This is a genomic window from Bradyrhizobium sp. B025, from assembly GCF_042257955.1.
In the GTDB taxonomy this organism is placed as follows: Bacteria; Pseudomonadota; Alphaproteobacteria; order Rhizobiales; family Xanthobacteraceae; genus Bradyrhizobium; species Bradyrhizobium diazoefficiens.
This window is the reverse complement of record NZ_CP170150.1, coordinates 2,175,911-2,189,923: the sequence shown is the minus strand read 5'-3', so window position 1 is coordinate 2,189,923 and position 14,013 is coordinate 2,175,911. Positions and strand designations below refer to the sequence as shown.

Below are 14,013 nucleotides of genomic sequence, written 5' to 3'. Positions count from 1 at the left end.
TGAGCCGCGATCAATCGGTTTGATCCATCTCAAACGACTCGCGCTTTTGAATAGGAAGCAAAGGCCGACCGCCCATGGGCGTCAGCCTTGATGATGCGCGCAACAGGTGTTGCCGCTGGTCTCCAGAGAGATCGTCAGCGCGATGTGGGTACTACTTTGTAGTCATCCGCTTCGGTGGCGCGGTCGGCGCAGGCGCTGCCGGCGAGATGACAAACGTCACCCAGGCATTCCAGCCGTCGGGCCGGTTTTCCGCGGCAAATTCCTTGTAGGCCTTCAGGTTCAGATAGCCCTGCATGTCGCCAACCGGAAAGATGAACCCGACTTGCCGGCCGACGCTCGCGACCTGCGAGCGGAAGCAGCCGAGGCGATCGCCGGAGCCGCTATCGCAACCGAGCTGCTTATAGACGTAGCCCACCAGACCGATCTGGATTGGCTTGGTCAGGATTTGAGAGGCGCCCCAGTCGAAGTACATGCCGACGCCGCATTGATACTGCGTGTCAGTGTTCTTGAAATTGTAGGTGAAGCCGAGCACGCCAGAGAGTTCATGGCCGGTCTGCGGATTGAAATCGGTGTAGCCACCGCCTGCATCGATCGTCCCATGTCCGAGCCCGATATTGGCGAGGCGCGCGGACTGGTACGCGCCGACCGGGATGTCACCCATGACGTAGGTCATATAGTTGTTGACGCCCGCATTCCAGCGCAGTGCGAACTGGGGGATCAGGTCGCCAAAGCCCGTCACTGAATCGCTGAGAGAATCGAAGCGCGATGACGAACGTAGGCCGCGTTTACTTCGTCACGATCCTTCGCGTCGGCGCGACCGTGCTGGTCGGCGCCATTGGCGACAGCGAGAAAGTCAGCCACGTATTCCAGCCGGCTGGCCGATTTTCTGCGGCAAACTCGCCGTACCCTTTCAGGTTCAAATATCCCTGCAGGTCACCGACCGGAAACAGGTATCCGATCTGAGGACCGACTCCCACCACGCGCGACCGAAAACCCCCAAGGATCGGGGGCTGACCAAAATCGTCCGTGACCTGTTGATAGTAGTAGCCGACCAGCCCGACGAAGAGCTGCTTCGAGAGAAACTGCGAAGCACCCCAATCGATGTGGAAATCGACGCCATTCCGATATTGCGTGTCAGGATTCTTGAAATTGTAGGTGAACCCGGCGACTGCGGAAAATTCGTGCCCCGCCTTCTCATTGAAATAGGTGTAGCCGCCGCCGCCGTCGATCGCGCCGTGTCCGATGCCGAGGTTAGCAAGACGGGTTGGAGAGTAGGCGCCAACAGGAATGTCGCCGGTCAAATAGGTCATGAAATTGTGGACGCCGGCGTTCCACTTCAGCGTTGCTTGCGGATACAGATCGCCCACCGAGGTGATTGAATCAGAGAGGGTCCCCGTGCGGGTCGTCACAAAGGGCCCGACCGCTGTTGTCAGCGTTCCGTCGAGGGTCGCGGCGGATCGGCCGAACAAGCCGGTGATGCCGATTGCCAATTGTCCGCCAAGTACCGGCGTCGCGAACGTGTAGGTCGGGTTGAGCAGGACAAGGTCCGCCTGCGCGTTTAAACGCAGATTCAAATCGACATTGACGTTAGCGGGGATCCGGCCGACGCGGATTTCTCTTGCCGCGGCTGCGTTACCGAAGGCCGACACGCTGGTGTGATAATAGACCTCGGCCATCGACCAGCCGGGGACCGCAGGGACTGCCGCGAGGCTGCTGAAGCGCCCCGGAAGCCAGTATGAAACGCCATCCTCGTCGGCATATGCTGGGTCGGACGAGACTCCGGCCAATGCCACAGCCAGACCGATCGTTGCGCGAATAAGCCGACAATGAGACTTTGGTTCGGATAGGTACCGCTTCATCCGCTCGTCCTCCCGCCGACGAATGACAGTGTATCGATCGGCGATTCAATGTCTCGCTCCAAGGTAACGACTTCGTCAGATTCGGCTCAACATGTTGCGCTAAAGGCACTCAGCATCGCCGCTGGCCCGTAGGATTACCGACAGCATCGTTGACCGGAGGTATCCATATCTAGGCAAGCAGCGCCCGTGTGTAGCAAGAAGACTGCAAGATAGTGCCCCTGCCAGAGGCGGCGGCCACATCGAACGCTCTTGGTTAAGTAGCTGTGACATTCGTCACGCACTCGTGCGGGATGATAAGCGAGCAAACCTCAGCCGTTTGTGTCGCTCATGTCTCCGGCATCGTTCGGGTGTCATCGAGTTGGATCAGCGCTCGACAGCCGGATGCGATCCGAAGTAGAGTGTTCGCGCGTGTTCGGAGTATATTGCAATGGATACTCGCAAGATACTTATTGCGCTGATCGCTGCCTTCACCGTCACGCCTCCAGCATTTGCACCGCAAACATAACGCCACGAGCTGCTCAAAGCACCGCTCGCGCGCGATCCGTCTTGATCAGATTAAGACGGAAACTGCCCCGAGGTTCACGTAGGGGCTACGTACCGCCGACCAGGAGAGAAGATTTCGGCTTCCAGCCAAGTCAGATCAGTTCGGTTTTCGGGAGTTAGCCAATGATGAGCGCCTCGAACCTGCATCACCGAATTAGTTCGCGCTTTCTGCTCGCTGCTCTCTTGCTGATGCCGTTGACAGCCCTCAACGCCAACGCCCAGCAAACCACTGGCACTCCCGGTTCGCCCGGGGCGACGACCACGATCGACGGCAGGTACCTGCCGAATCCGCCGCAGCCGTTCAGGGGCGAGATCAATCCCAACGCCGTGCAATCGAAGCCGTACTGGCCGGCGCGCATTGTCCCGCCAAAGGGCGCGCCCAATGTGCTTCTGATCATGACGGACGATGTCGGCTTTAGCGCGCCAAGCACGTTTGGCGGCGTGATCCCGACGCCGGCGCTGGACCGTATCGCCCAGACGGGTCTGCGTTACACGGCGTTCCACACCGTGGCGCTGTGCTCGCCAACGCGCGCTGCGCTCCTCACCGGCCGCAACCATCACTCGGTGGGTACTGGCGTCGTCGTCGATCAGGCGACCGGCTACCCCGGCTACAACAGCATCATCCCGCGCGATGCCGTCGCCATCGGCGAGATCCTTCGGCAGCACGGCTACGACACCTCGTGGTACGGCAAGGACCACAACCTGCCGCAGTGGGAGGCGAGCCAGGCTGGCCCCTTCCACAACTGGCCGACCGGACCCATCAAGGGCTTCGACTACTTTTACGGCTTCCCAGGCGATGACACGAGCCAATGGCAGCCGAACAATCTCTTCCGCAACACCACTCCGATCCAACCCTTCCAGGGAAATCCCGGCTGGAATCTGATCACCGCGATGGCCGATGAGGCGATCGGGCGCATCAAGATGCTGAACGACGTCCAGCCCGACCGTCCCTTCATGATCTACTACGCGCCCGGCGGCACGCACTCGCCGCACCATCCGACGCCCGAGTGGATCAAGAAGATCAGCGATTTGCATCTGTTCGACAAGGGTTGGAACGACCTGCGTGAACAGATCTTCGCTAACCAGAAACGACTGGGTGTGATTCCGCAGAACGCGCAGCTAACGGCCTGGCCGGACAGCATCCCGAAGTGGGATACGCTTTCGCCCGAGGCGAAGAAGCTCTACACCCGGCAAGCCGACGTCTATGCTGCGTATCTGGCTTACACCGACTACGAGATTGGTCGTGTCATCCAGGCCATCGCGGACACCGGCAAGCTCGACAACACGCTCGTCATCTACGTCAGCGGTGACAACGGCGCGAGCCCGGAGGGCACGCTCCATGGTCTTTACAACGAGTTCGCGGTTGCCAACGCCGTGCACCCGACGGTCGAAATGAACATGAAGTTCTATGACGCCTGGGGTTCCGACCAGACCTACCCCCACTACGCGGTGGGCTGGGCGTGGGCCTGGGATACGCCCTTCAAATGGACCAAGCAGATCGCGTCGTATTTCGGCGGCACCCGCAACGGCATGGCCATGGCCTGGCCGGCGCGGATCAAGGACGCTGGCGGCATCCGTCACCAATTCCACCATGTAATCGACGTCGTGCCGACAATCCTCGAGGCGGTTGGCGTCCCCGAGCCGGTGACGGTCAACGGCATCGCCCAGAAGCCGATCGAAGGCGTGAGCATGGCCTACACCTGGGAAGGTGGCAGCGCGCCCAGCCGGAGGACGACGCAGTACTTCGAGATGTTCGGCAAGCGGGCAGTTTATCAGGATGGCTGGATGGCCTCGACGCCTCCGCTGAGCCCGCCTTGGGACCTCAGTTTGGCGGAGCCGCCCTCGGACGTCATGAACGCCTACCGTTGGGAGCTCTACAATATCAACGAAGACTGGACGCAGTCGAACGACCTCGCCGCCAAGATGCCGGACAAACTGCGCGACATGCAGCAATTGTTCACCATGGAAGCTGCGAAGTACCAGGTGTTCCCGCTCGACGACACGCGTTTGACCAGGTTCATTTCGCACAAGCCGAGCTACGCTCCGGGCCGGACCCAGTTCACCTATTCGGGTGAGCTGAGCAACGTGCCGTTCCCGGAAACAGGCTCCGCGCCGAGCCTGCTGAACCGGTCGTACACGGTCACCGCCGAGGTCGACGTTCCCCAAGGCGGCGGCGAGGGCATGCTGATGACCGACGGCGGCCGGTTCGCCGGCTACGGCTTCTACCTGCTGAAGGGCCGGCCGGTGTTTACCTGGAATCTGGTCGCCCTGGAGCGCGTCAAGTGGCAGGCCAAGGAGACGCTCGCTCCGGGCAAGCACACGCTGGAGTTCGACTGGAAATATGACGGACCGGGCCTGGGCAAGGGCGGCACCGGCACCTTGAAGGTGGACGGCAAGGTGGTGGACAGCCATCCGATGCCGCGGAGTCTTCCCATAACCCTGATGTGGGATGAGACCTTCAACGTCGGCCTCGATACCGGCACGTCGGTGGATGACCAGGACTACCAGGTGCCATTCCGCTTCACCGGCAAGCTCAACAAGCTGACCGTGAAGCTCGGGCCGAACGAGATGTCACCCGCGGAAAAGGAGACGGTCGCGAAGACAATGCGAGACAAGCAGTAGAAGCAGTAGGTTCGTTGGCGAACGGAAGGTTCCGGCCACATGATTCATGCCAAAGCTCGCGAAGGCAGGTCCCCGGTCACAGCAGGAGGGTAACGTTGACAGGACGCTTGGTGTACTGGTGCTGGCAAGCACGATGGGCGGACTGACGACAGGGCCCGCCCAAACCGCTCAGGAAACGCCGCAGAGCATGCTCGCGGCGCAGATACGCATGCAAGGCTTTGCCTGTGACAAGCCACTCGGTGCAGTCAGGGATCGACAACGATCAAAGTCCGACCGCGCCGTGTGGGTGCTGAAGTGTGGCAACGCGACCTACAGGGTCAGCCGTGCGCCCGACATGGCTGCAAAGGTCGAGCCGCTGCGGTGAAGACCTCGCGCCTGGTCATGAGAAAAACCAAAGCAGTCCCTGCCGCCGTTTTGGGACGTGCCTTTTCGTCTCTCGTCTTTCCGGAGGCAGTTGCCAACCACATCCATAGGGCCACACGGCTTGCGCACAACCGAGCCCCGGGTCACGAGGATCGATTTGCTCGAGACGATCGCTCTTGACTGCAAGCCGGTGCTTCGCAGGAAGCTTCTGCCAGGACGCCAACGAAATTGCTGCAACCAAGGTGATCGCGAGCACGGCACCGGCGACGGGATGATTGAGCTTGTGGACGCGCATAGCGGGTCGCTGTCGATCCGGGGCGAAGGTCAAGAAAGCTTGCCCTTGGAAGTGTGCGACCCTGAAATTTCGTCCCGTTGATTTCGCTCAAGCTCCGTCGTTCGGCCGTCCGGTACACGATGGCGAGTGTGAGCGCGTTCTGCTCTCCAATGTGCTGGCGTGTTGCAGATGCTTGACCCGCGTGGCACCGGTAAACCCATACAAAAGATGAGCGTGCCCTGCTGGTTAGGATAGCCGGGCGACCGACGCTGCCCCTCGGCGTCGCCCCCGGTGGGTTGATCTGCATCAACGTCACTCTCTGCATGATCCTGAAGGATGACAATATCCGCGCGTTTTGCGCACCTCTCAGGAGGGCATGCAATGAATTTTCGTGCGATTGTTTCCATACTATTTTTGACATCGGCGATATCCGCCCCTGCATTTGCGCAGCAAGCGCAACCGACCACGCCGCCTCCGGGCTCCCCGGCCGCGACCATCACCATTCCCGGCAACCAGCTCCCGCCTCCCGATCCGAAGTTCGGTGGGGTCATCAAGGACAAGGCATCCGAGTCGACGCCATGGTGGCCGCCGCGCGTCGTGCCGCCCAAGGGCGCGCCGAACGTGCTAGTGATCATGACGGATGATCAGGGTTTTGGCGCACCGAGCACCTTCGGCGGCATCATCCCGACGCCCAGCATGGACCGGATCGCAAAGGCCGGCTTGCGCTACACGAACTTCCATTCGACGTCGCTATGCTCGCCGACCCGCGCAGCGTTGATCACCGGACGCAACCATCACTCGGTCGGCTATGGGGTGGTCGGCGAAATCGCAACGGGTTTCCCGGGTTACGACTCGATCATCCCGATCGAGAAAGGCACGATCGGCACCATCCTGAAGGCGAACGGCTACGCGACTTCGTGGTTCGGCAAGGATCACAACACGCCGTCCTATCAATCGAGCCAGGCCGGGCCGTTCGACCAATGGCCGAACGGAATGGGCTTCGATTATTTCTACGGCTTCGTCGGCGGCGATGCGAGCCAGTGGCAGCCGAATCTCTTCCGCAACACGACGGCGATCTATCCCTTCCAGGGCAATCCCGGCTGGAATCTGGAGACTGCGATGGCCGACGAGGCCATTCAGCACATGAAGCAGCTCAAGGAGGTCGCGCCGGACAAGCCGTTCTTCATCTATTACGTCCCGGGCGCCACACATGCGCCGCATCACCCCACGCCCGAGTGGGTCAAGAAGATCAGCGACATGCACCTGTTCGACGAGGGCTGGAACAAGGTGCGCGAGACGATCTTCGCCAACCAGAAGCGGCTCGGCATCATGCCCGAGAACGCCAAGCTCACCCCGTGGCCGAAGGACCTGCCGGAGTGGGACTCGCTGAGCTGGGACGAAAAGAAGCTCTTCATCAAGCAGGCGGATGTTTATGGCGCCTATCTCGCCTACGCCGACCATGAGATCGGACGGGTCATCCAGGCGGTCGAAGACTTAGGAGAGCTAAACAACACCCTGATCATCTACATCGGCGGCGACAACGGTGCGAGCGCCGAAGGCATGCTCAACGGCACACCGAACGAGTTCACCACCTTCAATGGCGTTCCCGTGCCGGTGAAGGATCAGTTGCTCTGGTATCCCTTCTGGGGATCGGAGCGGACCTTCCCGCATTTCGCGGCCGGCTGGGCGTGGACGATGGATACACCCTTCAAGTGGGTGAAGCAGGTGCCATCACACTTCGGCGGGACGGCCCAGGGCGTGGTCATGTCCTGGCCGGGCCACATCACGGATGTCGGCGGCATCCGCCGCCAGTTCCACCACGTCATTGACGTCGTGCCGACCATTCTCGAAGCGACCGGCATTTCGCAACCCGACACGATCAACGGGATCAAGCAGATTCCCATCGAAGGCGTCGGCATGACGTACACGTGGGACAAAGCGGACGCCAACACAGCGTCGCGCCACACCACGCAATATTTCGAGATGCTCGGCAATCGCGCCATCTATCAGGACGGGTGGGTGGCGGCCACGACGCCTGCGACGCTCCCCTGGGAGCTGAGCACCAAGACGCCGCCGGACGTGATCACCGGCTACAACTGGGAGCTCTACAACGTTCAGGAAGATCCCACGCAGTTCAACGATCTCGCTGCCAAGATGCCTGACAAGCTCAAGCAGATGCAGGATCTCTTCTACGCCGAGGCGAAGAAGTACAACGTGCTGCCGCTCGACAACTCGACGCTGGCGCGCTGGAACACGCCGCGCCCGAGTCTCACGGCCGGACGAACGGTCTTCACGTATTCGGGCGAACTGATCGGCACGCCCGCCAGTGCGGCGCCCGACATCCTGAACAAGAGCTACAGCATCACCGCTGAAGTGGACATTCCCGAAGGCGGAGCTGAGGGGATGATCGTCACCCATGGCGGCCGCTTCGGAGGCTACGGCCTGTTCCTGAGCAAAGGCGAGTTTGGCGTCGGCCGAGGCAAGGTGGTGTTCCTCTATAACCTGCTCGACCTCAAGCGCACGACGTGGGAGGGTCCCGAGCTAGGCGCCGGCAAGCACACCATCGCCTTCGACTTCAAGCCCGATGAACCGGGCCTGGGCAAAGGTGGCACGGGCGTGCTCTCGGTGGACGGCAAGGAAGTAGCCAGGAATTCCCTGGAGCACACCATACCTGTCACTTTCCCCGAGGATGAGACCTTCGATGTCGGCCAAGACACCCGCACGGGAGTGGCCCTCGTGGAGTATCGCTACGACACTCCGTTCAAGTTCACCGGCAAGATCAACAAACTGACCTTCAAGCTCGAACCTGAGCCGAAGTCACAAACGACAGGCAAGAACTAGCACTGCATTGAACCCGCGATTGAACTCAAGGCACAGGAGATCGCCATGAACATCGCCAATCAGTGGATGAATTCGTTCAGGATCCACCGCCGTGATCTGGGTCTGGGCGCTCTGGCGCTGGGCGCGGCCGCCACGCTGCCAGGATCGAGCACCGCGCAGACTCGAGCGGAAGAACTAGGCCAATTTCTGAAGGGAGAGCTGGGAGACCTTAAGGACCTGAAAGATGATGTGAAAGAGGAGATCGCGTACCTGCTTGGTATGGAGTGCTACGTCTATGGCTTCCCGCTGGTCATGATGGACGTGACAAATGGCGTGATCACGGCGACATCAAAGTCGGGAGAATACAAGGCACCCATCAACCAATTCGGTCGGATGAAGGGCTACGTCAGCCCGGATTTCAAGGATGTCGTGCGGATCAGCGTCAACTCGGTGTGGTCGTTCGCCGTTCTTGATCTCGACAAGGAGCCGCTTGTTGCCTCGCACCCCGACACGAAGGGGCGTTACATCGTCCTGCAGTTGATGAATATGTGGACCGACGATTTTGGCTCGATCGGCAGCCGCACCACCGGCACGGGCGCAGGCAACTTCCTCGTCGCCGGGCCCAAGTGGAACGGCACCGCGCCGTCGGACATCAAGGACATCTACCGATGCCCGACGCGCTTTGCATGGTTGCTCGTGCAGATGTCGGCCGCGGGCCCGCAGGACTTTCCGGAAATCCATGCCCTGCAGGATCAGCTCCTAATCACGCCGCTCAGCGCATGGGGCAAGCCGTATATGCCGCCCAGCGACGTTCCGATCGATCCTGCCGTGGACCTCACCACAACTCCGTACGATCAGGTGCGATTGATGACGGGGGAGATGTTTTTCAAGCGTCTGGCGACGCTGTTGAAGGACAACCCGCCCTATCCGGCCGACACCAAGATGCTCGAGAAACTCAAGGAGATCGGCATCGAACCTGGCAAGGAGTTCGACACCAGCAAGCTGGATCGCGCCATCATCAAGGGCCTGAACGGCGCACCGGGCGAGGTATGGCTGAAGTTTCAGGAGGGACCTTACGAAGCGCCGTCTGTGAACGGCTGGATCAACATGCTGAATATCGGGAGATATGGCACCGACTACAACACCCGCGCCCTGATCGCCTGGCTCGGACTTGGTGCGTTGACCTCCGATGATGCCGTGTATCCCAGTGCATTCGTGGACGGCGATGGCAATGTTCTGGATGGTGCCGCCAGGTACGTTCTGCATTTCGGCAAGGATGACTTTCCGCCCTCGGCCAGCGGCGTCTGGTCCGTCTCGCCCTATCGCGAGAATTTTTACGTACGGAACTCAATTGACCGCTACGGGATTCTTTCCGGAATGCCACTCAAGTACAATGCGGACGGCTCGCTGGATATCTACATCCAGGCCACGACGCCTGGCGCCGACAAGGAAGCAAACTGGCTGCCCTGTCCGCCGAGTCTTCCGTTCAACTTGACCATCCGCGCGTACCAGCCGAGCAAGCCGTTGCTCGATGGCACCTACAAGATTCCACCAGTCAGACGCGTGGGATGAGTTCGGGCGTCAGCAGAGATCGGTATGTTGAAAGGCATGGAGATCGCAAGATGGACCGTTCTCGCCGCGGCCATCGAGGCCGCGGCGACCGGTCTCGTCCTGTTCGCTCGACCGTCATGGTTCGCCCGGCTGGTATTCGGCAGTGAATTTTCGGATGCCGGCAGCGCGCTCGGCCGGCTGACGGCTATCGCTCTGCTCGGACTGCCACTCGCCACCTGGCCTTCTGGCGCGATGGGCCCACTGCCATCATCCGTTCGCGCGCTGATGACCTACAACGTCCTGGCAACAATCTACCTCCTTTACCTCGCGATCGGCCACCAGTTAACTGGTATCCTCTTATGGCCGGCGATCGCGCTCCACGCGATCCTTGTGATCTTCCTCGGTCACGCCTGGTTAGCCAAGAGAGATCGCGAGAGCGCAGAAGACTTCTCGATATAGCGGCTGAAACCGATCTTGAGGATGCCGTGGATTGATCTGCATCAACGTCACTCTCTGCATGATCCTGAAGAATGACAGCATCCGCGCGTTTGAGCGCCTCTCAGGAGGGCTTGCAATGAATTTTCGTGCGATTGTTTCCGTACTATTTTTGGCATCGGCGATATCCCCGGCGTTTGCACAGCAAGCGCAGCCAACCACGCCACCTCCGGGCTCCCCGGCTGCGACCATCACCATTCCCGGCGACCAGCTTCCACCGCCGCCGCAGAAGTTTGGGGGCAAGATCGAACAGGGCGCAACGAATTCGAAGCCGTACTGGCCGGCGCGTATCGTGCCACCCAAGAACGCACCGAACGTCCTTTTGATCATTACAGATGATGCCGGGTATGGCGTACCGAGCACGTTCGGCGGGGTCATCCCGACTCCGGCGCTCGACCGCATCGCCGCGAACGGTCTGCGCTATACCAATTTCCATTCGACCGCACTGTGCTCGCCAACCCGCGCCGCGCTGATCACCGGGCGCAATCATCATTCGGCCGGCTTCGGGGTGGTCGCAGAGCAAGCCACAGGCTTTCCCGGATACGACAGCATCATCACCAAAGATAAGGCCACGATCGGCCGCATCCTCACCGACAACGGCTACCACACCGCGTGGTTCGGCAAGAACCATAACACACCGGAATATCAGGCGAGCCAGGCCGGACCGTTCGATCAATGGCCGACCGGCATGGGCTTTGAGTATTTCTACGGATTCATGGGCGGCGACACAAGCCAGTGGCAGTCGGGCACGCTGGTCCGCAACACCACGCCGATCTATCCCTTTGTCGACAAGCCGGGCTGGAATCTGATGACAGCGATGGCGGACGAAGCCATCGACTACATGAACCGGATGAACGCGCTATCGCCCGATCAGCCGTTCCTCATCAAATTTGCGCCGGGCGCGACCCACGCGCCGCATCACCCGACCAAGGAATGGGTCGACAAGATCAGCGCCATGCATCTGTTCGACGATGGCTGGAACAAGCTGCGAGAGACCATCTTCGCCAACCAGAAGAAGCTCGGCGTGATCCCGCAGAACGCCAAGCTGACTCCGTGGCCGAAGGATCTGATCAAGGAATGGGATCAGCTTAGCGCCGACGAAAAGAAGCTGTTCGTCCGCCAGGCCGATGTGTTCGCCGCCTATGCCGCCTACGCCGACAACGAGATCGGTCGCGTGATCCAGGCAGTCGAGGACATGGGCAAGCTCGACAACACGTTGATCATATACATCGAGGGCGACAATGGCACCAGCGCCGAGGGTCAGCCCAACGGCACTCCGAACGAAATGGCGATGTTCAATGGCGCCAATCCATCGGTCGAGGACCAGCTAAAGTATTTCTACGACGTCTGGGGCACTGACCGTACCTACAACCACATGTCGATTGGCTGGGCCTGGGCGTTCGATACGCCATTCTCCTGGACCAAGCAGATCGTGTCGCACTTCGGCGGGACCCGCCAAGGCATGGCGATCTCATGGCCGAAGGTGATCACGGATAAGGGCGGGATTCGCAACCAGTTCCACCACGTCATCGACATCGTTCCGACCATTCTCGAAGCGGCACAGATCAAGCAGCCCGACATGGTGGACGGTATCAAGCAGAGCCCGATCGAAGGTGTCAGCATGATGTACACCTTCGACAAGAGCAACGCGAATGCGCCCACGACGCACAAGACGCAATATTTCGAGATGATGGCAGATCGAGCCATTTACGACGACGGCTGGATCGCCAGCACCACGGTGATACGGCCGCCCTGGGTGACAGTCGCGAAGACTGTCGACCCGGCGAACTTCCAATGGGAGCTTTACGACCTGCGCAATGACTGGACCCAGTCCGATGATCTCGCCGCAAAGAACCCGGCGAAGCTCAAGGAACTGCAGGATTTGTTCGTCAAGGAGGCAACGAAGTACCAGGTGTTCCCGCTCGACTCGACGCTGGTCGCCAGAGCCCTCGCACCGCGGCCGAGCCTGAGCGCAGGCCGCTCGCAGTTCGTCTGGACAAGGCCGATCACCGGCACTCCGAACGGCGACGCGCCGAGCGTCCTCAATACATCCTACAACTTCAAGGTCGAGATCGAGATACCTCAGGGCGGCAGCGACGGCATGCTGATCACCCAAGGCGGCCGGTTCGCGGGTTACGGCTTCTACGTGTTGAAGAACAAGCCGGTGTTCACCTGGAATTTGGTCGATCTCAAGCGCGTGCGCTGGGAAGGACCGGACCTCACGCCCGGCAAGCACATACTTGAATTCGATTTCAGGTATGATGGACTCGGTCCGGCGACGATGGCGTTCGGCGATTACAGCGGCGTCGGCAAGGGCGGCACCGGGGTGCTGAAGGTTGACGGCGCCGAGGTCGCAACCCAAAAGATGGAGCATACGCTTCCCTTCATCCTGCAATTCGACGAATCGCTCGACATCGGCTCCGATACCGGCACGCCGGTCGACGATAACGACTACAGCACGCCGTTCGCCTTCACCGGCAAGCTGAACAAGATCACGCTGAATATCGACCGGCCAAAGCTGTCGCCCGAAGACATCAAGCGTCTGCAGGCTGCGGCGCGGGCCGCCGGAGACGGTCCGTCCGCCGATGCCGAGACGGCCCCGACCGGTGGCACCGCGCCACAGGTTTCGGGCGACATCGGACTCAATTTGGCTCAGAAGGTCGAGCTGCGCATCGACAAACTGGAAGGCTGCCGCAAGCAGGCGAAAGGCCTTGGGCTTGTGGAACGCGTGCAGTTCGTCCGGAAGTGCATGGAGTGATGGCTGCTGTCCAGCGTATGGCAGGGCGGCACCGACGTGTCGGAGCTCGACGGCGCTCCCGAACCGGGAGCGATTGCCCTTCGTCGCCGCGATTTCATCGCAACCGCAGTAGGTGCCGCGCTGCCTGCCCGCCAAACCTGTCCTTCAATCTCAGCGTTCGGATCTGCCAGACCAAGACTGCGCTGAAGGACGACACGCTCAAGATCTCGTCCATCCGGCGCATTCGCGACACCTGAGGAAGCTGGAGAATCGAGCGAAGATGGAGAACGTGGTTCAGTTAATACCGGTAACGCCTTCGATCGACCAGCTGGCACGGATCATCGGCAACGTGGCGGCTCCGGCTTTCCTGCTGGGAGCCGTCGCGTCCTTCATCTCGGTCCTCGTTTCCCGTATCAACCGGGTGGTCGACCGGGCCCAATTTCTTCACGGCATCACCGATGGTGATGCCTCAAAGGCTTACCTCAAGACGGATATTCCCCGGCTGCGGCACCGGGCGTCGCTCTTGAACAGGTCGCTGTTCTGCTCCATCCTCTCTGCGATCCTCACCGCCCTCATCATCATCGTTGCCTTCATCAGTGCGCTGTTCAACGTGGCCCACGAATATGGCGTTGCGATGCTGTTCATGGCCGCGCTCCTGATGTTCTGCGCCTCGCTCATCGACCTCGCTCGCGAAACCCGAATTGCCCTTCACGACAACGACCTTCGCATGTAAATCTTCCTGCGCAGCA

The 14,013-nt window shown here is 60.5% G+C and carries 8 protein-coding genes and 1 pseudogene; 7 read left to right on the top strand and 2 right to left on the bottom strand.

Translation table 11 applies throughout. From position 1 onward, the window contains the following. Positions 1-151: 151 nt before the first annotated feature. Together ACE10W_RS10155 and ACE10W_RS10150 are read right to left on the bottom strand one after the other, a co-directional pair. Positions 152-766 (bottom strand): annotated as a pseudogene (locus ACE10W_RS10155) (transporter); the annotation flags it as partial. Between the two features lie 19 nt (positions 767-785). Next, positions 786-1,859: a transporter gene (locus ACE10W_RS10150; RefSeq protein ID WP_011085453.1), complete on the bottom strand. Its 1,074-nt coding sequence runs from the start codon at positions 1,857-1,859 to the stop codon at positions 786-788. 666 nt (positions 1,860-2,525) lie between these two features. On the opposite strand from ACE10W_RS10150, the gene ACE10W_RS10145 reads away from it, so the two are divergent. From ACE10W_RS10145 to ACE10W_RS10115, 7 genes are all read left to right on the top strand, one after another. Continuing rightward, positions 2,526-5,024 (top strand): arylsulfatase, encoded by a 2,499-nt coding sequence (locus ACE10W_RS10145; protein WP_304551330.1) that lies wholly within the window; start codon positions 2,526-2,528, stop codon positions 5,022-5,024. Between the two features lie 46 nt (positions 5,025-5,070). Then, complete coding sequence (locus tag ACE10W_RS10140; RefSeq protein ID WP_304551328.1) at positions 5,071-5,388, top strand: hypothetical protein; 318 nt, start codon at positions 5,071-5,073, stop codon at positions 5,386-5,388. 654 nt (positions 5,389-6,042) lie between these two features. Further along, positions 6,043-8,502 (top strand): arylsulfatase, encoded by a 2,460-nt coding sequence (locus ACE10W_RS10135; RefSeq protein ID WP_304551326.1) that lies wholly within the window; start codon positions 6,043-6,045, stop codon positions 8,500-8,502. Positions 8,503-8,547: 45 nt separating this feature from the next. Beyond that, entirely contained in the window at positions 8,548-10,053 is a 1,506-nt protein-coding gene (locus ACE10W_RS10130; protein ID WP_375762595.1) for a DUF1254 domain-containing protein, read from the top strand. Positions 10,054-10,077: 24 nt separating this feature from the next. Then, the gene (locus ACE10W_RS10125; protein WP_304551323.1) at positions 10,078-10,491 is read left to right on the top strand and encodes a hypothetical protein; all 414 of its coding nucleotides are present in this window, start codon (positions 10,078-10,080) and stop codon (positions 10,489-10,491) included. 115 nt (positions 10,492-10,606) lie between these two features. After that, positions 10,607-13,285, top strand: coding sequence for an arylsulfatase (locus ACE10W_RS10120; protein ID WP_304551321.1), 2,679 nt, complete (start codon positions 10,607-10,609; stop codon positions 13,283-13,285). A gap of 259 nt (positions 13,286-13,544) precedes the next feature. After that, positions 13,545-13,997: a DUF2721 domain-containing protein gene (locus ACE10W_RS10115; RefSeq protein WP_049832581.1), complete on the top strand. Its 453-nt coding sequence runs from the start codon at positions 13,545-13,547 to the stop codon at positions 13,995-13,997. Positions 13,998-14,013: the final 16 nt, after the last annotated feature.